The sequence below is a fragment of the Flavobacterium aeripolare genome (assembly GCF_013294025.1).
In the GTDB taxonomy this organism is placed as follows: Bacteria; Bacteroidota; Bacteroidia; order Flavobacteriales; family Flavobacteriaceae; genus Flavobacterium.
In genome coordinates this window covers 1-19,898 of record NZ_JABSNL010000017.1, presented here as the reverse complement: position 1 = coordinate 19,898, position 19,898 = coordinate 1, and the positions used below count along the sequence as shown (strand labels likewise).

At 36.6% G+C, this 19,898-nt stretch carries 17 protein-coding genes; 12 read left to right on the top strand and 5 right to left on the bottom strand.

Features of this window, described 5'->3' with window-relative positions:
- Positions 1-61 precede the first annotated feature (61 nt).
- Together HNQ00_RS15690 and HNQ00_RS15685 are read left to right on the top strand one after the other, a co-directional pair.
- Entirely contained in the window at positions 62-877 is an 816-nt protein-coding gene (locus tag HNQ00_RS15690) for an SDR family NAD(P)-dependent oxidoreductase (RefSeq protein ID WP_173839450.1), read from the top strand.
- Between the two features lie 43 nt (positions 878-920).
- Complete coding sequence (locus HNQ00_RS15685; protein ID WP_173839449.1) at positions 921-1,742, top strand: HAD family hydrolase; 822 nt, start codon at positions 921-923, stop codon at positions 1,740-1,742.
- Positions 1,743-1,836: 94 nt separating this feature from the next.
- Here HNQ00_RS15685 and HNQ00_RS15680 read toward each other — a convergent pair whose 3' ends face one another.
- Genes HNQ00_RS15680 through HNQ00_RS15670 form a run of 3 tightly spaced genes read right to left on the bottom strand, consistent with a single transcriptional unit; the run spans position 1,837 to position 5,615 of the window.
- Positions 1,837-4,077: a xanthine dehydrogenase family protein molybdopterin-binding subunit gene (locus HNQ00_RS15680; protein WP_173839448.1), complete on the bottom strand. Its 2,241-nt coding sequence runs from the start codon at positions 4,075-4,077 to the stop codon at positions 1,837-1,839.
- 6 nt (positions 4,078-4,083) lie between these two features.
- Positions 4,084-5,103 carry an FAD binding domain-containing protein gene (locus tag HNQ00_RS15675; RefSeq protein WP_173839447.1) on the bottom strand — a complete coding sequence of 340 codons (1,020 nt, stop codon included), beginning with the start codon at positions 5,101-5,103 and terminating at the stop codon, positions 4,084-4,086.
- Entirely contained in the window at positions 5,100-5,615 is a 516-nt protein-coding gene (locus HNQ00_RS15670) for a (2Fe-2S)-binding protein (RefSeq protein ID WP_173839446.1), read from the bottom strand. Before HNQ00_RS15670 ends, HNQ00_RS15675 begins: the two co-directional genes overlap by 4 nt.
- Before the next feature lie 346 nt (positions 5,616-5,961).
- Between HNQ00_RS15670 and HNQ00_RS15665 the strand changes: the two genes are divergently transcribed.
- The 9 genes from HNQ00_RS15665 (at position 5,962) to HNQ00_RS15625 (ending at position 16,708) form a co-directional block, all read left to right on the top strand.
- Positions 5,962-6,762 (top strand): 2Fe-2S iron-sulfur cluster-binding protein, encoded by an 801-nt coding sequence (locus tag HNQ00_RS15665; protein WP_217425286.1) that lies wholly within the window; start codon positions 5,962-5,964, stop codon positions 6,760-6,762.
- Between the two features lie 61 nt (positions 6,763-6,823).
- Positions 6,824-7,810: an FAD binding domain-containing protein gene (locus HNQ00_RS15660; RefSeq protein ID WP_173839445.1), complete on the top strand. Its 987-nt coding sequence runs from the start codon at positions 6,824-6,826 to the stop codon at positions 7,808-7,810.
- Positions 7,811-7,836: 26 nt separating this feature from the next.
- Positions 7,837-10,014, top strand: a complete 2,178-nt coding sequence (locus HNQ00_RS15655) for a xanthine dehydrogenase family protein molybdopterin-binding subunit (protein WP_173839444.1) — start codon at positions 7,837-7,839, stop codon at positions 10,012-10,014.
- Between the two features lie 58 nt (positions 10,015-10,072).
- Positions 10,073-11,233, top strand: coding sequence for a cysteine desulfurase family protein (locus HNQ00_RS15650; protein WP_173839443.1), 1,161 nt, complete (start codon positions 10,073-10,075; stop codon positions 11,231-11,233).
- A complete protein-coding gene (locus HNQ00_RS15645; protein WP_173839442.1) occupies positions 11,230-12,381 on the top strand; it encodes an XdhC family protein in 1,152 nt (383 codons plus the stop codon). The genes HNQ00_RS15650 and HNQ00_RS15645 overlap by 4 nt, the downstream gene beginning before the upstream one ends.
- Entirely contained in the window at positions 12,381-12,980 is a 600-nt protein-coding gene (locus HNQ00_RS15640) for a nucleotidyltransferase family protein (RefSeq protein ID WP_173839441.1), read from the top strand. The genes HNQ00_RS15645 and HNQ00_RS15640 overlap by 1 nt, the downstream gene beginning before the upstream one ends.
- Before the next feature lie 2 nt (positions 12,981-12,982).
- Positions 12,983-13,219, top strand: a complete 237-nt coding sequence (locus HNQ00_RS15635) for a MoaD/ThiS family protein (protein WP_173839440.1) — start codon at positions 12,983-12,985, stop codon at positions 13,217-13,219.
- 95 nt (positions 13,220-13,314) lie between these two features.
- Positions 13,315-15,669 (top strand): S9 family peptidase, encoded by a 2,355-nt coding sequence (locus HNQ00_RS15630; RefSeq protein WP_173839439.1) that lies wholly within the window; start codon positions 13,315-13,317, stop codon positions 15,667-15,669.
- Positions 15,670-15,760: 91 nt separating this feature from the next.
- Positions 15,761-16,708, top strand: a complete 948-nt coding sequence (locus HNQ00_RS15625) for a phosphoribosylaminoimidazolesuccinocarboxamide synthase (protein ID WP_173839438.1) — start codon at positions 15,761-15,763, stop codon at positions 16,706-16,708.
- 92 nt (positions 16,709-16,800) lie between these two features.
- Here the strand turns inward: HNQ00_RS15625 and HNQ00_RS15620 are convergent, their stop codons facing one another.
- Together HNQ00_RS15620 and HNQ00_RS15615 are read right to left on the bottom strand one after the other, a co-directional pair.
- Positions 16,801-17,400: a DUF2238 domain-containing protein gene (locus HNQ00_RS15620; protein ID WP_173839437.1), complete on the bottom strand. Its 600-nt coding sequence runs from the start codon at positions 17,398-17,400 to the stop codon at positions 16,801-16,803.
- A 118-nt stretch (positions 17,401-17,518) separates the two neighbouring features.
- Positions 17,519-18,607: a M42 family metallopeptidase gene (locus tag HNQ00_RS15615; protein ID WP_173839436.1), complete on the bottom strand. Its 1,089-nt coding sequence runs from the start codon at positions 18,605-18,607 to the stop codon at positions 17,519-17,521.
- Positions 18,608-18,688: 81 nt separating this feature from the next.
- Here HNQ00_RS15615 and HNQ00_RS15610 point away from each other — a divergent pair, with 81 nt between their 5' ends.
- Positions 18,689-19,369, top strand: a complete 681-nt coding sequence (locus HNQ00_RS15610; RefSeq protein WP_254598554.1) for a DUF4294 domain-containing protein — start codon at positions 18,689-18,691, stop codon at positions 19,367-19,369.
- The last annotated feature ends 529 nt before the right edge of the window (positions 19,370-19,898 follow it).

Sequence of the window (19,898 nt, the reverse complement as noted above, 5' to 3'; positions counted from 1 at the left end):
CCTTTATTGAATAATATGTGATTTTATTGAGATAGATAGCACATGATAAAAATAAACTAAATTGAAAAATGTTGTCATTACGGGTGCGTCAGGAGGAATAGGAAAAGAAATGGCGTTCTACTTTGCAAAAAACGGATGGAATGTAATCGCGACAATGCTATGTTTGAGCCATGCTAACGAACTTGCCGAAAAAGAGAATATTCACTGCTATGTTCTAGATGTAACTTCTAGTGAAAGCATTGCTGCAGCAAAAAAAGAAATCATAAGAGACTTTACCACCATCGATGTGGTAATAAATAATGCAGGAATAGGATATCGCAGTTTTGTGGAATTATCAGAAGATGACGAAATTCAAAATATTGTAGATGTAAATTACCTTGGCGTAGTAAAAGTATGCCGAAGCTTTATTCCTATATTTCGAAAACAACAAAAAGGCCAATTCATAAATATTACTTCTATTGCCGGATTGGTGAATTTGCCATTAGGTAGTTTTTACCATTCTACAAAACATGCTGTAGAGAGTTTCTCTGAATGTATGGCATACGAACTAGCGACATTTAATATTAGTGTTGCTACGGTGCAATTTGGAAACACACCTTCTAACTTTCAAAGCAATGTAACAAAGTCTGATCGTTCTTCTCTCACTGCTTACAATAATTTGATGGATCGAATAAGTTCAATTGTCGAAAAGAAAACAAAAAAGAACAAGGATTTAAAACCGGCTATTATAAAAGAAGTTTTTAAAATAGCAGAGAATCCTAAACCTAATTTTAAAAGACACACCATAGGATTTGATGCTAGATGTTTAAATATTCTTAGAAGCAATATGGGGTACAGATTATTTGGTAGCGTCATTAGAAAGTCAGTTTTCAAATAAGTCCAATTGATAATACTATTTTTTTTTAATTCGAATATAAAACATGGATAACATAAAAGTAATCATAACTGATTTAGATGGTACCTTATTAAACAAAGAGCATCAGATATCAGCATACAGCCAAAAAATATTTAAAGAATTACACGATAAAAATTATCTTATTGTAGTTGCAACAGGAAGGCATCATCTTGATGCAATGCCACTGGTAGCGTCTCTAGATTTTCCTATTTATCTAATAACTTCAAACGGTGCCAGAATCCACGCGCCTAATAAAGAGTTATTGTTTTCGGTTGATATCGCTAGTGAAGCGATAAAGTCAGTTTTAGATTTAGAAATTGATCCCGAGTTCACGACTGTTCTTTTTAAAGAAGAGGTATGGCAAACAAATAAAACCAATGAAAAGCTGAATAATTTCCAGAAGGAACTTAACTACCCACCAGAAGTGGTAGATTTTAAAAAAGTGGAAGACTTTACAGCAATAAAAATGTTCTTTACGCATGAGAGTCATGCTAAGCTAGTGGATTTGAGAGATCAAATTTTAAGTAGTAATGAGCATGTGTTTAGCCACGCTTTTAGTTTGCCACATTGTTTGGAATTTATGGATAAGGCAGTTGATAAAAGCGTCGCTATAACAAAAGTATTAGATAGAGAAAATTTAAACTTTGAGAACGCCATTTCTTTTGGGGATGGATATAACGATGAGAAAATGTTACTTGCTACGGCACAAGGTTTCATCATGGGAAATGCTCCAGATAGTTTAAAAAATAAATTACCACAATTACAAATCATCGATACTAATGAATTTGATGGCGTAGCAAAGTTTCTAGCTGCATCATTCTTAGGCTGTGAGGTCTTGAAGAATTAAAGAACATCAATTTAAAAAAGTATTTAAATAAAAGCAGTTTACCTTTTCGATAAAAAGGATAAACTGCTTTTTTGTTTTTGAATATATTGGTTAGCTACAAGATTATATCATCAAGGTGAATTGGGAATTTATTAATTCGTTTTCCTGTGGCATGGTAAATAGCATTTGCAATAGCAGGCGCCATAGATGCTAATCCTATTTCGCCCACACCCTTGCTTCCTAACTCGTTTATTATCTCATCTTTTTCTTCTACAAAAATTACATCTAGCTCGTGAATATCAGCGTGTACGGGAATGTGATATTCACCTAAATTCGTATTCATGTATTTCCCTAAGTTGTGATCAGTCATTGTTTCTTCTCTTAGGGCTTTGCTGATTCCCCAAATCATACCACCTAGAATTTGGCTTCGTGCAGTTTTTGGATTGATGATTTTACCAGCTGCGACTGCTGTCACTGCTCGCGTTACATTGATAACGCCTAATTCTTCATCAACTTCAACTTCTACAAAGGCGGCACTATGTGCTGCTCGTGTATAATTTTTCAATTCTAGAAGGTTAGGAATATTGCTTTTTGACGCAGCTATCCAGTTTTTGCCATCTGCAGCAACTATATCTTTGTAATTAATGCATTTATTAAAATCTTCTTTAGCATAAATAGCGCCATTTTTAAAAACTACATCTGTGATTTTCAAACCACTTAAAGGAGAGTCTTTTAGTTTTTTCGCCTTTTTAAATAATTTTTTCTGTAGTGCAATACACGCTGCTTTCACAGCTGAGCCCACCACACCGGTAGTATAGGATCCTCCTTGAATAGGAGCCATGGGCATGTCGCTATCTCCATGATCAAATGTCACATGCTCTAAGGCTACCGCAAAACTATCAGCAGCAATTTGTGTCATGATCGTTTTTGTTCCCGTTCCTATATCAGTTACTGCACTCGTGACTTTTAGTTTTCCATCTTTACTGAACTTTGCTTTTGCTTTCGCGGGAAGCGCAATCACATCCCATATTCCCGTGCTCATTCCTGTTCCTACTAATCGATTGCCTCGTTTAGTGGCTCTAGGTTTTGAAGGTCTCTGTTCCCAACCAAATTTTTCTGCTCCTTGAATGTAACACTGCTTGAGCTCTTTACTCGAATAGGGTTTGCCGCTGCTCGCATCAATTTCTGAGTAGTTAAGCAATTGCAATTGCAGCGGGTCCATATTGAGCTGGTATGACAATTCATCCATAGTAGCTTCGATGGCATGCATGGCTGTGCTTCCGCCGGGAGCGCGCATGTCCATTGGGGTAAACACATCTAGCGGAACAAGCTTATAATCTAATGCGGTGTTTTGGGCAGGATATAACATATTTGCCCAGTTTACAACCACTTCGGTGTAGTCTTCAAATTGTGAAGTTTCGGCAATTGCGGTGTGGTTAATAGCAGTGACAATTCCGTCAGTATTGGCTCCAAATTTCGTTTTTTGTATCGTTTGAGGTCGGTGACCAAAGCTGAACATTTGCGTGCGATCCATCGTTACACGCACATTTCGCTTGAGCATTAGCGAAGCCATAACGCATAAAAATAATTGGTATTGTGGTCGCAAACCAGATCCAAAACCACCACCCACAAATGGAGATAAAACACGCACATCATTATAATGTAATCCAAAAACATTGGCGATATACAGCTGACAATTACTTGTGCCTTGAGTTTTATCATAAACGGTTAGTTTGCCTTTTCCTTCGTAAATCGTAGTTGTTGCAAATAATTCTAAAGGATTGTGGTGTTCTGGACCGTGAAAAAATTCGCCTTCATATTGAGCTGAAGCTTCGTTGTAAGCAGTTTCAAAATCTCCTTTGTCACTTGGTGGTAACGGTTTTATAGCAGTTGCCATTCCTTTTTTAGGATCACGGGCTTCGGCCAAATGTGCGGTTAATTCAGTTTCAAATGGGGCTTCCTCATAATTTACCTTAAGTAAACTAGCAGCATAGCGAGCAGTCTCAAAAGTTTCCGCTATAACTAATGCTATTGGCTGGCTGTTGTACTTAATTTTTTCATCATACAATGGCTTAAACGGTGTTCCTGGTGGTGCATCCATATCGGCAAACAGCATATCAAACCAAGGTAATTTAGTCCTGTTCTTATGTGATATTATGGCAACAACTCCGGGCACTGCTGCAGCTTCACTTTCGCCAATGTTGATAATTTTACCTTTTGTAATGCTGCTGTTTACAATATATCCATGCACCAAGTCAGCCACATTATATTCACCGGCATATTTTGCTTCACCAGTAACTTTTAGTTTTCCTTCGAGCCTACTTATTGGCTTTCCTATTTCTTGTGATGTTTTCATAATTGTCTATAATGAGGGTTGTGCTCCTGGACGTTGCGTTTCTGGATCAAGTGCCATCATACAATTGCGTACAATCGCTCGTGCTGAGAGTTCGATTTTAAAATCATTACCGCCATACCCTTTAGCGCCTTTTAAAATTATTTTTGCCGCTTCCGCAAAATTGTATCTACTCGGTTTAATACCCACCAGAAAATCTTCTGCTTCTGGAACACGCCATGGTTTGTGGGCTACGCCACCTAATGCTATTCGAATTTCTTTAATTAATCCATTTTCTAATGTCATGGCTGTAGCTACACTAACTAGTGCAAAAGCATAAGAGTTGCGATCACGTAATTTTAAATAAGAATAGTGTTCTGAGAAATCCTCATCAGGCAAAATCAGTGCTGTAATAATTTCGTCAGCTTGTAATGTGTTGTCTAATTGAGGCTGGTCTTCTGGCAAGCGATGAAAGTTTTCAAAGGCAATTTGTCTGTCTCCATTAGGGCCACTAACATTTACAGAGGCGCTTAGTGCCGACAAAGCAACACACATATCAGACGGAAAAACAGCAATGCAACTTTCGCTGCTACCTAGTATGGCATGCATTCGATTCAAACCTTCTTTAGCGGGACAGCCAGATCCTGAATTGCGTTTATTACAAGGAGCGGTTTTATCATAAAAATAATAACAACGGGTTCTTTGCAATAAATTCCCACCATTTGTAGCACTATTTCGTATTTGAGCCGATGCTCCAGCTAAAATAGCTCTGGACAATAATGGGTATTTTGAACTTACAATGTCATTATAAGCAGTATCCGAATTGGTGACCAACGCCCCAAGGGAGAGTTCGCCACTAGTCAAAAGTTCTATCTTTTTTAAAGAAGAAACAGAATTGATATCGATTAAAGCTTCAGGATGTGCTAGATCATATTTCCATAAATCAATTAAATTGGTTCCTCCCGCAATAAAATTTGCTCTTTTATTCTTTGAAACCTCTTGAACTGCATCTGTTATGGTTTCTACTTTTTTATAGGTGAAATTATTCATAGCGATTTCTCTTTTACTTCCATTATTGCATCTATTATATTGGTATTGGCTCCGCAACGGCAGAGGTTTCCGCTCATTTGCTCTTTCACCTCTTCACGCGTAGTTGCTTTTCCTTCTTGCAGCATTCCAATCGCACTACATATTTGCCCAGGTGTGCAATACCCGCATTGAAATGCATCATGCTCAATAAATGCAGCTTGAAGTGGATGAAGTTCGCCATCAGTAGCAATACCTTCGATCGTAGTGATTTCTGAACCGTCTTTCATCACGGCCAGTGATAGGCAACTCAATATTCTCTTACCATCACATAATACAGTGCAGGCACCACATTGTCCGTGGTCACATCCTTTTTTGGTTCCGGTCAGATTGTGATGATCTCGTATCGCATCAAGTAAACTTACCCATGGTTGCACCTGTATTTGAGTGTGTTTTCCGTTGATAGTTAGATTAACAAGAGAAGCATTTGTTGCGTTATAAAGTGGATTATGATTGTAATTGTTGTCTTTTTCCATAGCTGAAATTAGTTAAAATGGTCTGCACTTGACTGTTGTAAATGAGTGTCTTCTTGAAAAGTAGCAAGCTTTGTTGTAACTTTCAAATAAATAATCAAAAAAGACATAGGAAAAAGCTATTGAGTTAATGATTTATTTTTTAGAGTTAATTTAGAGATCATTCCTGTTGCAAATTTGCTATTAAGGGGCATTTTTAAGTAATGGCTCTTAAGAGTAGTATAGCGCAGTTTTTCAATAATAAAATAGGGCTCTTTTTTAAGAATTATTTTTAGATCAAAGCAAGTTATATCTAAGCAGTACTCACATTTTTTATGGAACCTAAGTAGCCATGGCAAAATATATACATATGAAAAAAGCTAATAAATCGCAGCAAGAACAAAAATCAGATGAGTTGACAACCGATGAAAACATCATATTAGATGCCATGGGTTTAACGGCTTCTTCACGTAGAAAATTCCTAAGACAAGTTTCTACCGGGAGTTTGGGGATTTATGCCTCTTCCTTCTTCTCATCAGAAGTTTTTGCACAAACGGTGCAAGAATTACCGGAACAAGCAAAGATTTTGCTGAACGAAATAAAAGTAAACTTAAGAGTCAATAGCATGGTAAAACCACTAGCGATTGATTCTCGAATGAGTTTGCTTGACGCTTTAAGAGAGCGACTAGCATTAACAGGAACAAAGAAAGGCTGTGATCACGGGCAGTGCGGAGCTTGTACTGTAATCATTGATGGAAAAAGAAAATTATCTTGTTTAACCTTAGCTGCTACTTGCGAGGGCAAAGAAATTACAACTGTGGAAGGCCTAGCTACAAACGGCGAAATGCACGATATGCAAAAAGCATTTGTAAAACACGATGGTTTCCAGTGTGGGTATTGCACGCCTGGCCAATTGTGTTCGTCAGTAGCGTTATTGCAAGAGGCAAAAAATGGAGAAGCAAGTTATGTAACTGAAGATTTAAAAAACATTAAAAGCGGATTGCAATTATCCGAAGAGGAAATTAGAGAACGCATGTCAGGGAATATTTGCCGTTGTGGAGCCTACAACAATATCGTACAAGCTTTTAAAGAGGTGCATTCTGGAGATGATGTAATGCCCACATGGGAATTTGCAACCGAAGAACAAATGAAAAAAGCTAAGAATGGCTAAGCTAAAGTATTCGAATAATTGCTTGACTAAAGCGCTTTTAAATTTTTAAAAAAGTATCACCATGAGACCATTTACATATACAACAACTAACGCTACTAAAGATGCTTTGAGTGCCTTTACTAAAACATCACATTATTTAGGAGGAGGGACAAATCTTGTAGATTTGATGAAGGAAGATGTCGAGAGACCAGACCAACTAATAGATGTTACTCCTCTTGAATTTAATAAAATAACCAAAAATGATAAGGGAGGTTTTACTGTAGGAGCGATGTTAAGCAACTCTGACACTGCAAACAACAAAGATATTAGACAAAATTATCCATTATTATCTATGGCAATGCTGTCTGCAGCAACGGCACAAATTAGAAACATGGCGACTAATGGCGGTAATTTGTTGCAACGCACCCGATGTCCTTACTTTTTTGAAACTTCGATGCCTTGTAATAAAAGAGTACCAGGATCAGGTTGCGGCGCACTAAAAGGAATGAATGCTACTCATGCTATCTTTGGCTACAGCCAAAAATGTATTGCAACAAACCCTTCAGATATGTGTGTGGCACTTGCTGCACTAGGCGCTACTGTTGAGGTCCAACAACAAAATAGCAATTCAAGAATGATTGATTTTAATGATTTTCACCGTTTGCCTGAAAACCAGCCTGAAAAAGACAACACGCTTAATCAAGGGGAATTAATCACTGCGATTCATTTAAATGAGCCTGCATTTTCAGATCATTACTATTACTTAAAGATAAGAGAGCGTTCTAGTTATGCTTTCGCACTGTTATCTGTTGCGGCAGGATTACAAATAAAAAACGGTACGATAAGCAAAGTGGGATTGGCAATGGGTGGCGTAGCACACAAACCTTGGAAATTAACTGAGGCAGAGGCTTTTTTAGTAGGTAAAACAGCTAGCGTAGCTAATTTTGAAGCTGCTGCGAATATCGCAATGAAATCGGCTAAACCTTTTGAAGCCAACAAGTACAAAATCGAAATGGGTAAAAAAGCAATCGTGAGAGCTTTAACTCAAGCATACGAACGCAAAAATTAATTTGATTTTCGAAAAAAAATAGAACTATGAAAACAGCAAACGAAAGCGGAGTTGGAAATGCTATAAATAGAGTAGAAGGTCATCTTAAAGTGATGGGTAAAGCCAAATATGCATCTGAATTTCCAGTTGAAAATAAAGTATACGGTCAAGGTATTAACAGCACCATTGCTAAAGGAGAAATTGTTGGCATTGATACTTCTGCAGCAGAAAAAGTCAAAGGAGTACTCAAAATTATCACGTATAAAAATGCTGAGAAATTAAAAGGATATGATGTCGAAATGCCTTTTATAAGTACGGATACAATTGCTCCAGTTTTACAAAGTAATAAAGTACATTACTATGGTGAATATGTAGGGTTTGTTGTTGCTGAAACATTCGAGCAAGCACAATATGCTGCCCGTTTAGTGAAATTCGAATATAACGAAGACTCGAAACCAACTATTAGCTTTGATAAATCTAGAGACAAGGCATTCAAACCTTCTGAAAAATCAGATTATTCAAGAGGTGATTTTAAAAAGGGAATGTCAGAGGCGGATGAGGTTTTAAGTCAAACATACAACACACCAATCGAGCACCATCACCCAATGGAATTGCATGCTACAATAGCAAATTGGAACAACGGGAAAGTGCTTGTTTATGCAAGCCAACAAATGCTAGAAGATGCTGCGATAGCGATATCTGGGACTTTCCAAATCCCGAAATCCGATGTGCGTGTCGTTGCAGCCTTTGTAGGAGGTGGTTTTGGATCGAAATTGAATTTGGACCGACATGTTATTATGGCGTTAATGGCCTCAAAAATGATAGGGAAGCCAGTGCAAGCTACAGTAACGAGGCATCAAATGTTTACCAATACCAATATGCGCCAACAAAATGAGCAAAAAATAAGTATTGGCGCTAAGCGTGATGGTACTTTAACGGCATTGTCTCATGAGACCTTATCTCATACATCGATCAAAGAAATCTTTCAGGAACCTTGCGGTATGCTGTCAAAAATGCTTTACAATGTTCCTAATAATTTAGTGACCGCACGATTAATGCCTATGAATTTGCAAGCGCCTTTTGCAATGCGTGCGCCTGGAGAGGCAACGGGAAGTTTTGCATTAGAGTCGGCTATGGATGAAATGGCTTGGAAACTAAAAATGGATCCTGTAGAATTTAGAATTAAAAATGATACCCAACAAGATTTACATGCAAACAAACCATTTTCTTCGAGATTATTAGTCGAATGCCTTCGTATTGGGGCTGATAAATTTGGCTGGGAAAATCGAAAAGCAGCACCAAGAACTAATAAAAACGGGAATTGGTTAATAGGATACGGAGTAAGTGCGGCATCACGTAATTCACCTTATAGAAAAACGTATGCTAAGGTAATTTTGAAGTTGGAAAAAGATACTGTCAATGCCACAATTCAAATGGATGCTACCGATATTGGTACTGGAAGTTATACAATCATAGCCCAAACTGCTTCAGAATATCTGCATATTCCAGTGGAGCAAATCACGGTGCAACTAGGAGATACTGATTATCCTACGACACCTGGTTCTGGTGGTTCTTGGGGTGCAGCCTCTTTTTGTAATGGGGTGCAGTCAGCTTGTGAAAATGCGGTTAGTACGTTAAAGAAGAATAGAAATATAAAAAATAGCGAAGAAGTGGCTTTGGCCGATTTACTAAAACGAAATCAAATTACTTCTTTTGAAGCTGAAGGTATGGCTGAACCATCAGATGATTTTAAGAAACACTCGGTGTTCTCATTTGGTGCTAATTTCACCGAAGTTTGGGTTGACAAAGACACTGGAATGTACCGCATAAAAAGAATGGTGAATGTTGCTTCGGCAGGGAAAATTTTAAATCCTAAAACGGCTTATGGCCAAATTATAGGAGGAATTACTATGGGAGCCGGAATGGTAATCGCTGAGCAAAGTAAGATCGAACCTAATTTTGGGAATTTCATCACCCGCTCGTTTGCTGATTATCACGTTCCTGTGAACTTGGATATGGCAAATGTAAACGTAGTTTTTTTACCTGAAGAAGATAAAATCGCTAATAAAATGGGAATCAAAGGAATTGGTGAATTAGGAATCACGAGTGTAGCTGCTTCAATTGCAAATGCTATTTTTAATGCTACAGGAAAAAGAATGAGAGATTTACCAATTACTCCTGAGAAACTAATAGAAGCAGGGTTAGAACCCGGCGTGAAAATATAAAATGATTTATTTTCGAAAAAGAAAATGCTTATCAGCAAATTATAGTAGAGCAAAAAGTATGGCAATCATAAATGAAAATATAGTGTACCTTGATAATAATGCGAGCACCAGTGTTGATGACCGCGTTATTGAAGCGATGCTGCCTATTTTTAAATCTAATTTTGGAAACTCTGGTAGTGACCATGCGTATGGGTGGGAAGCAGAAGAAGTGGTAACCATCGCACGGGAGCGAATTAGCGAATTAGTACACTGCAAGCCTTCTGAATTTATATTTACAGCGGGTGCAACAGAGGCAGCAAACATTGGGATTTTAGGATTTTGCAGAGCCAATAAGAGTAAAGGAAATCAAATTATTACAGTTAAAACAGAGCATAAAGCGATTTTAGAACCCATCAAAGCTTTAGAAAAAGAGGGTTTCAGGGTTAGCTATTTGAATGTCGATGATTGTGGTAATATTGATTTGCAGGAATTAGATAAAGCCATTACTAAGGAAACAGTTTTGGTGGTAGTTATGCTTGCTAATAATGAAACTGGCTTGATACATCCTATTGCTGAAATAGCACAGCTTGTTCACAATAAATCAAGCACTTTATTTTGCGACATCACACAAGCAGTTGGAAAAATAAATGTAGACTTAGAGGCCTTAAATATTGATATGGCCGTTTTTTCTGGACATAAAATGCATGGGCCTAAAGGTTGTGGCGCTTTGTACTTAAATAGAAAAAGCAGATTAAACGTAGTGCAAACTTTTTACGGAGGAAGTCAGGAAAAAAACTTGCGACCAGGGACTTTAAATGTTCCTGCAATCGTTGGTTTAGGTGCCGCGGCCTATTATGCAAAAAGCGAACTTAAAACGAATTGTGATACAATGCTTGCTTTGAGAAACAGCCTTGAAAAAGGGCTGCTAGATATTGACAGCGTATTTATCCACGCTCAAAATGAGGAGCGATTACCCAACACAGTAAATTTTGCTGTAACTAATATAGATGGTGGTAAACTGCTACGACGCATGAATAAAATTGCTATCTCTAGAGGTTCTGCTTGTAATGCAAATACAGTTAATCCCTCGCATGTATTGACGGCAATGGGATTTGATGCTGCGATTGCCTTGGCTTCTTTTAGAGTGAGTTTGAGTAAAGCTACCACTTCTTCGGATATTGAATTTGCTATTAAAAATATTCGTGAAGCTATTTATTCACTTCAAAAAATGACAGCATGAGAGAATTAGATGTGATAGTAGAACAGTATGAATTACTCAAAGAGCAAAATGTACTAAGCATTCTAGCAACCGTTGTGCAAGTTGAAGGTTCGTCATACCGTCGTGAAGGTGCGCGCATGCTCATCGATGAATACGGGAATATTACGGGTGCCATATCTGGTGGTTGCCTAGAAGGTGACGCGCTTACTAAGGCGCTGCATGCATTGCATCAAAGTAAAAATAAGCTTGTTATGTATGATACTAGCGATGAGAATGATGCCGTTATAGGTGCGCAGCTTGGCTGTAACGGAATCATTCAAGTTTTGTTTGAGCCACTGGATTACCATGATGGGCTGAATCCTTGCGAACTTTTAAAAGAGGTGGTTTCGAATAAAAAGACAGTTACTATTTTTGTACAATTTAATTTAGATCGAACAAAAAACCAAGTCGGAACTATTTTGACTGTTGATGAAAAGTTTGCTTTTAAAGGAAAAATTGAAGACGAAAAGACTGCCGAAACGTTTATTGAATTCTCAAAACTATCATTCGAAACTAAAAAATCTTCGAGTAAATCAATTAGCAGTCAGTTTGTAGAGCAAAGTGTTTTTATTCAATATTACCAAGCACCTGTTAAACTAGTAATTGTAGGTGCTGGAAATGATGCCCAAATACTAGCACAGCAAGCAGCAATAGTAGGATGGGATGTGATTGTAACGGATGGAAGGCCAACTCATGCCAATGGAGAACGTTTTTTGAGTTCTTGCCAAATCATAGTTAGCAAACCCGAAGATACCTTAGAACATATTACTATTGACAGTCGTACGTGCTTTGCTCTAATGAGTCATAATTATCAGTACGATTTAGCAGTGTTGAAATTATTGATGAAAGAAGAATGTGTTCCCTATATTGGAATTTTAGGTCCGTTAAAAAAATATATAAGAATGAAGGATGATTTATTGCAAGAAGGTTTAGTGATTAATGACAGCATTAAAAATAAAATTCATGCACCTATAGGATTGGAAATTGGCGCAGAAACTCCGGCCGAAATTGGATTGGCAATCCTAGCCGAAATACAATCGGTCTTGACTCAAACCACTGCGCATTCTTTAAAGAAAAAAACAACAGCTATTCACTGTAGTATTCCGCATTTAAAAATGGAGAAAAACTAATGAAAAAAGATGCGATAGGAGTGGTAATTTTGGCTGCAGGATCTTCAAGTAGATTGGGATATGCCAAGCAATTGGTGCAGTTTAGGGGTAAACCTTTGATTCAAAATACTATTGACCTTATGTCATCTTTCGAATTAAAAGTAAATTGTGTTGTTGTGGGAGCAAGAGCGAATGAGATTTTAGAAAATACCGATTTGAAAACATTCTCTGCTGTAAGCAATGAAGATTGGCAAGAAGGAATGGCAAGTAGTATTCGTGCCGGATTAAATTACTGCCTTACTGAATATCAACATCTAGAACACATCATTGTTTTACTAGCAGATCAACCTTTTGTAACCTCTGAATTAATTGAAGGATTAATTACTAAGCATTTCGATCTAGAAAGTGATGCTAGCTTTTGTGAATATAATAAGGTCGTAGGCGTACCAGCTATATTTTCGAAAAAGAATTTTAGTGCTTTAAAAGGATTATCTGCTGATCAAGGTGCGAAGAAGTTATTAAAAGACACGAATTTTGAATACCAAACTGTAAAATTTGATCAAGGATTCATCGATGTAGATACTGCAGAAGATGTACTGAGATTAAAACAATTAGAATAATAATGAGAATAAAAATCAAATATTTCGGAATGATAGCTGAAGCAACTGCAAAATCAGAGGAATTTGTTGAGGTTGATGATGCCATTTCTATCGCAGCATTAAAGCAGCTGCTGATCAGTAAGTACGATATGGCTGGTATTGACTCCTCACAAGTTGCGGTGAACCAAGAATTAGGCTTCGAAGGAAAATTGCACGCAGGGGATGAACTCGCTTTTCTTCCTGCTTTTGCGGGTGGCTGATTAATGCTCAGTAATTGAAAGGACGTGTTAAATTTATTTTATCCTTTTGTAATTCAATGCAAAGTGTATTTTTGTATTAACAAAATCACTTTCTAATGATAAAAAATACCATAACTGCATTATTTCTATTATTCGGTTTCTTTTCGCAAAGTCAGACTCTAAAATTAGAAGACATCATGAAGGGTGATGGCTATATAGGTGAGCAACCTTTTAACGGTCGCTGGTCTCTTGATAATAAAAAAGTTTTCTTTGAGTGGAATCCAAAAAATGAACTTGGACCAAGTACTTACTTTTGGCAAGCAGGAATGCAGACTCCACAATTAGCTTCACCACAGGAAGCGGCAATATCAAAGTCGGATTTCAAATTAAAACCAAACAGCACTACTGCTTACTATTTAAATAAAGGCGCTTTGTATGCGTATAACATACCAAATAATAGCACTCAAAAATTACTGCAGCAAGCTGATGGTTTCAATGATTTACAACTGGCTTCAGATAAAGCGGTCCTCTTTTTAATTCAAAAAGGCAATCTATTAAAATATAATAGTTCGAATGGAACATTGATTCAGATAACCAATTTTGTTTCGGGCACTAAAAAAGATAAAACTACAGATAAAGAGTCTTATTTAAAAGAGCAACAAAAAGAGCTTTTTCAATATGTTAGAGATCAAGACGCAAAGGAAAATTGGAAAAAAGCAAAAGCGGAAACAACCAAGTCAGATTTCCCTAAGCAGTATTATTATGGTGATGATTCATTCGAGAGTTTAAAAAGCAATCCTGCGGGAACGTATGCTACCTTTAGGCTGTCAGAGATTATTTCGAACAAGAATGAAATAATGGAACGATTTATTACTAAGGATGGCTACAATGAATCAGAAAACACAAAAGAGAAAGTTTCGGTTACTAATTTGAATAAGTCTAAATTCGGGATCTACGATGTGGTAAAAGATACGGTGTATTTCATGAACTTTAGTACACTTACACATCTCAAAGATCAGCCTAGTTATTATAAGGAGTACGATAATTTAAAAAATAAAGAGAAAGAAGATCGTTTGGTTTTTGTGCAAGAGCCTACTTATGATGAGGATGGTGGTTATGCTATTACTGAAATTAGAAGTCTTGATAACAAAGACCGCTGGATTGTACAACTAGATTTAAAAAATAATTCCTTTAAAGAGATTGATTATCAACATGACGATGCCTGGATAGGTGGTCCTGGAATTCCATCGTATGCTTATAGCAGTGGCACCTTAGATTTTTTAGGTGATAATGCAACAATTTACTTTCAGTCTGAAGTTACTGGGTATTCTCATTTGTATACCTATAATTTGAAGACGAACAAGAAAGTGATGCTTACTTCTGGAAATTGGGAGGTTAGAGATGTTACTTTGTCAAAAGATAAAAAGAACTTTTATCTTACTACTAATAAAACACATCCGGGAAATAGGTCATTTTATAAGCTATCAGTTTCAGGTGGGGAGCTTTCTCCTATCTTGACAAAAGATGGGGCGCATGAGGTAAGTATTTCTCCAGATGAAAATGTGCTACTAGTGCGATATTCATTCAAGAATAAACCTTGGGAATATTATATTGCTTCAAATAAAAAAGACGCTAGCTTAAAACAAATTACACACTCGACTTCTGCTGCATTTGAGTCGTACGCATGGAGAGCGCCAGAAGTGGTGACTTATAAAGCAGAGGATGGGACAAATGTAAATGCACGCGTGTATAAGCCAGAATTATCAAAGGCTAATGGGGCAGCTATTATTTTTGTTCATGGTGCGGGTTATTTGCAAAATGCGCACAATTACTGGAGCAGTTATCATAGAGAATACATGTTTCATAATATGTTGACCGATTTAGGATATACCATTATGGATATTGATTACCGCGGAAGTGATGGTTACGGTCGCGATTTCAGGACTGGAATCTATCGCTTTATGGGAGGTAAAGATTTAAGTGACCAAATTGATGGTAAAAAATACTTAGTAGATAATTTGGGTGTTGACTCTGCAAGAGTCGGAATGTATGGCGGATCCTATGGTGGTTTTATGACTTTGATGGCGTTGCTTACAAAACCTGATGCGTTCAAATCTGGAGCGGCTATTCGATCAGTAACCGACTGGGCACATTATAATCATGGATATACAGGAAATATTTTGAATTTTCCAGAAATAGATCCGATAGCATTCAAGAGAAGCTCGCCTATTTATTTTGCTGATAATTTAAAAGGAGAGTTGTTAATGCTACACGGTATGGTGGATGACAATGTAGAGTACAAAGATATTATCCGTTTGTCACAACGTTTTATCGAATTAGGAAAGAAAAATTGGAATCTGGCTTCGTATCCAGTTGAAGCTCATGGTTTCACAGAGAGCTATTCTTGGGTTGATGAGTATGGTAGAATTCTAAATTTATTCAACAGTACATTGCTTAAAAAAGAACAATAAAAAACGGTAGCTTCTCTCAATAATACAAGAACTATATTGTGTATTGTTGGGAAACAAACTACTTTTGCCAAAACACAACACAACTAAAAACATGAACACTATAACAACTACAAATTTTGACTTTCCAAATCAAAAATCCGTTTACCACGGTAAGGTAAGAGAAGTTTATAATATTAATGATGAACTACTTGTTATGGTGGCCACAGATAGGCTATCAGCTTTTGATGTGGTTTTACCTAAAGGGATTCCGTACAAAGGGCAAATCTTAAACCAGATTGCTACAAAGTTCATGGAGCTTACACAAGATATTGTTCCCAACTGGTTAATTGCAACGCCAGACCCTAGTGTAGCTGTGGGGCATTTATGTTCTCCTTTTAAGGTCGAAATGGTAATTCGTGGGTATTTGTCAGGTCACGCTGCACGTGAATACGCTCTAGGTAAAAGAGAAATTTGTGGGGTAACTATGATCGAAGGTTTAAAAGAGAATGATAAATTCCCTGAGCCTATCATCACGCCAACAACAAAAGCAGATAACGGAGAACACGATGAAGATATTTCTCGTGAGGCTATCTTAGAAAAAGGGATTGTAACTGAAGAAGATTATTTAGTTTTAGAAAAATACACTAGAGCCTTATTTCAAAGAGGAACGGAAATCGCTGCAAGTCGCGGATTGATTTTGGTAGACACCAAATATGAATTTGGGAAAACAAAAGAAGGCGTAATCGTATTAATTGACGAAATCCACACGCCAGATTCTTCTCGTTATTTTTATTCAGAAGGATATCAAGGTAGACAAGACAAAGGCGAAGAGCAAAAGCAATTATCTAAAGAGTTTGTTCGCCGTTGGTTAATAGAAAATGGGTTTCAAGGAAAAGAAGGACAACAAATTCCTGATATGGATGAAGCGTATATCACTTCGGTTTCTGAGAGATATATTGAGTTGTACGAAATGATTCTTGGAGAGAAATTCGTAAAAGCAGATATATCAAATATAGATAGTCGAATAGAAAAAAACGTTTTGAATTATTTATCAAAATAATAACAAGAAAATAATAATACAAAAAGCCGCAATTCTATTAAGAATTGCGGCTTTTTTATTTTATCTCTTTGAAAATTATACTAAGCTCAAAGTTAGCTTATTCTTAAAAGTTGTTTGTTTTGAATTTTTGAAAATAAAATCAAACCTGTGATTGCACCAATTGTAGCGAACAACATGTCAGACTGGGTATCCCAAATATCTCCTTGAGTTCCTAAAAAAGCATCTCCACCATCACCAGTTGCTAATGATACAAACCATTCGATCCATTCATAAGCTGCACTTATGGCTAAGCAAATACTAACTATGATAAAGTTAAAAAAGCTTTCATTACTAATCACTTTTTTACGAATAAACAGTTCTCTTGTAATCATAGCAGGAACTAATCCTTGAGCAAAATGCCCTAGCTTATCATAGTTATTCCTAGTTTGATGAAATGTCTCCTTGATAAAGTCAAAGAAGGGAACTTCGGCATAGGTATAATGCCCACCTATGAATAAAATGATACAGTGAATCAGAATCAATAAATACGTAAAATTGGTAAATCTAAATTTGTTAAACGTAAAAGCCAAAACTAGAAACCCAATAATGGCAGGTATAACTTCTAAGAAACAAGTGAAACCTTCAATTGGATTTATTACAGACCATAAAAAAAATCCAAAATATACAATTAGCATTAAATAGAGGTACTTCATAGTTTGTTTTTCAGCCCTGATAGAAGCGGCATCTCCCGATCTAGAAAAACAAGGCTTTTTTTTAGCCGTAGTTTTTGTTGATCAGGAATACAGCGGATAGCAGGAATAGCTCCAAATATTATTTAAAATAAGAGAAGGTTTCGTTGTTCTCTATTTTTAAAAGTGTTTCGTATATCAATTTGATTACATTTTCAACATCATCGCGGTGTACCATTTCTACCGTAGTATGCATGTAGCGCAATGGTAACGATATCAATGCCGAAGCCACACCACCATTACTGTAAGCAAAAGCATCAGTATCAGTACCAGTCACACGTGACGAAGCCAAACGTTGAAATGGTATTTTCTTTTCTTCCGCAGTATTTAAGATTAGTTCTCTCAAATTATTTTGAACAGCAGGAGCATAAGTCACTACTGGTCCTTTTCCTATTTTTGTTTCTCCTTCGATTTTTTTGTCAATCATAGGAGTAGTAGAATCGTGACATACATCAGTAACAATAGCTACATTAGGCTTGATAGTTTGAGTAATCATTTCAGCTCCACGTAAACCTACTTCTTCTTGAACAGAATTTGTAATGTACAAACCAAAAGGTAATTTCACTTTATTCTCATGCAGTAAACGGGCAACTTCGGCAATCATAAAACCACCCATTCTATTGTCGATTGCGCGACAAACAAATTTGTTTTCGTTTAATACCATGAATTCATCAGGGTAGGTGATCACGCAACCTACATGTACTCCTAGTTTTTCAACCTGTTCTTTAGTTTCACAACCTAGATCAATAAAGATATTACTAATAGATGGTGCTTCCTCTTTGTCGCGATTACGTGTGTGAATTGCTGGCCAACCAAAAACACCTTTTACAATTCCGTTTTTAGTGTGAATATTTACTCTTTTTGAAGGTGCGATTTGGTGATCTGACCCACCATTTCTAATTACATAAACCATACCCTCGTCATTGATATAATTTACATACCATGCAATTTCGTCTGCATGTCCTTCAATGACTACTTTGTATTTTGCATCGGGATTGATGATTCCCACAGCGGTTCCATAGGTGTCTGTGATGAAAGTATCAACGTATGGTTGTAGGTAATTCATCCATATTTTTTGTCCTTCAGCTTCAAAACCTGTTGGTGAAGCATTGTTGAGGTATTTTTCTAAAAATGTAATCGATGATTCGTTCAATATTGATTTTGTGCTCATAATAATTATTTTTTGCTAAATTATAAATTTGGCATCACAGTTGCACATATTATATATAATTTTACATTTAAATTATGTCTTATGAAATCTGCTGTTACACTTATATTTATGTTTTTCTGCTTTGTTAATTATGGGCAAGTAATTCCTGTAGATCCAGATCGTCCCACAATCGAGATCGATGAGGATTATAACTTTGATAAGGATACTATTGTGTTAGACGAAATTCAAATTTCTAAAGAAAAACTAGATCCAGATGCCCGCAAGCAATTTTTGCTTTTGCAAAATCGGGTGTTAAGAGTATATCCTTATGCAAAGCTTGCCGCTGAGCGTTTGGTGATGCTTAATAAGGGGATGGCTAGACTTACGACCAATAAAGAGAAGAAAAAGTATTTTAAGATTGTAGAAGATTATCTAAATGATGAGTTTGAAGCTAAGCTGAAAAAGTTGTCTAAAAGTCAAGGTAGAATTTTAGTAAAGTTAATTCATAGGCAAACAGGGGAAACAACTTATGAATTAGTCAAAACTTTAAAAAATGGTTGGAAAGCTTTCTGGTCTAATACAGCTGCCGCGGCTTTTAATATCGATTTAAAATCAGAATACCGCCCCTATGAGGTAAATGAAGATTTTTTAATCGAAAGTATTTTGCAAAGGGCTTTTGAAAGTAGGCGACTACCTAACCAACCTCCTGCTAATCCTGTTGATGTAGAAAAGCTAACTGATTTCTGGGAGAACAAGGCTAGGGAGTTGAAGGCGCAACAGTAAGCGGTACCTATATATAAGAGTAATAACAAGAATTCTTTTTTAAATTATTTGTTTCAGGAGCTATTTCCTGCTATACGCTACAATCTTTTATACCTACTCGATTACCATCGAGTAGATATAAAAGGATTTCCACTGCTATCAGGGCTAGGCTTGGGCGGTTATATGTATATTAAGCTTCTCTATTAATATATTGATCACCCTTGTGTGTTTAGAAGAGGATTTAAGAAGTGTTTGATTCATTAAGTTATAAATTGAGTGCGATTGAATCTTTAATTCGCCTAATTAGGTGGAGACTTTACCTCTTAACTTCTCGATTAATCTTACAAACCACAAAAGAGCTCTTTTTGAACCAATCTCAAATACTACATTTTCAGCTTATTAAAATCAGGTTTAAAAATAAAACAAATAAAAGCGGTTTTGGGGTATTGTTTATCGGTTTAAACTACCTACTTTTGCACCCGCAACAGCGCATAAGTTCTTTACATGATGGCAAGCAAACCGAAAAGAGTTGAAAATTTATTTTCAAATT

What these genes read in the sequence shown, in the direction of transcription:
- HNQ00_RS15685 (WP_173839449.1), top strand. Translation starts at nt 921, where the DNA reads ATGGATAACATAAAAGTAATCATAACTGATTTAGATGGTACCTTATTA.
- HNQ00_RS15680 (WP_173839448.1), bottom strand. Translation starts at nt 4,077, where the DNA reads ATGAAAACATCACAAGAAATAGGAAAGCCAATAAGTAGGCTCGAAGGA.
- HNQ00_RS15675 (WP_173839447.1), bottom strand. Translation starts at nt 5,103, where the DNA reads ATGAATAATTTCACCTATAAAAAAGTAGAAACCATAACAGATGCAGTT.
- HNQ00_RS15670 (WP_173839446.1), bottom strand. Translation starts at nt 5,615, where the DNA reads ATGGAAAAAGACAACAATTACAATCATAATCCACTTTATAACGCAACA.
- HNQ00_RS15665 (WP_217425286.1), top strand. Translation starts at nt 5,962, where the DNA reads ATGAAAAAAGCTAATAAATCGCAGCAAGAACAAAAATCAGATGAGTTG.
- HNQ00_RS15660 (WP_173839445.1), top strand. Translation starts at nt 6,824, where the DNA reads ATGAGACCATTTACATATACAACAACTAACGCTACTAAAGATGCTTTG.
- HNQ00_RS15655 (WP_173839444.1), top strand. Translation starts at nt 7,837, where the DNA reads ATGAAAACAGCAAACGAAAGCGGAGTTGGAAATGCTATAAATAGAGTA.
- HNQ00_RS15650 (WP_173839443.1), top strand. Translation starts at nt 10,073, where the DNA reads ATGGCAATCATAAATGAAAATATAGTGTACCTTGATAATAATGCGAGC.
- HNQ00_RS15645 (WP_173839442.1), top strand. Translation starts at nt 11,230, where the DNA reads ATGAGAGAATTAGATGTGATAGTAGAACAGTATGAATTACTCAAAGAG.
- HNQ00_RS15640 (WP_173839441.1), top strand. Translation starts at nt 12,381, where the DNA reads ATGAAAAAAGATGCGATAGGAGTGGTAATTTTGGCTGCAGGATCTTCA.
- HNQ00_RS15635 (WP_173839440.1), top strand. Translation starts at nt 12,983, where the DNA reads ATGAGAATAAAAATCAAATATTTCGGAATGATAGCTGAAGCAACTGCA.
- HNQ00_RS15630 (WP_173839439.1), top strand. Translation starts at nt 13,315, where the DNA reads ATGATAAAAAATACCATAACTGCATTATTTCTATTATTCGGTTTCTTT.
- HNQ00_RS15625 (WP_173839438.1), top strand. Translation starts at nt 15,761, where the DNA reads ATGAACACTATAACAACTACAAATTTTGACTTTCCAAATCAAAAATCC.
- HNQ00_RS15620 (WP_173839437.1), bottom strand. Translation starts at nt 17,400, where the DNA reads ATGAAGTACCTCTATTTAATGCTAATTGTATATTTTGGATTTTTTTTA.
- HNQ00_RS15615 (WP_173839436.1), bottom strand. Translation starts at nt 18,607, where the DNA reads ATGAGCACAAAATCAATATTGAACGAATCATCGATTACATTTTTAGAA.
- HNQ00_RS15610 (WP_254598554.1), top strand. Translation starts at nt 18,689, where the DNA reads ATGAAATCTGCTGTTACACTTATATTTATGTTTTTCTGCTTTGTTAAT.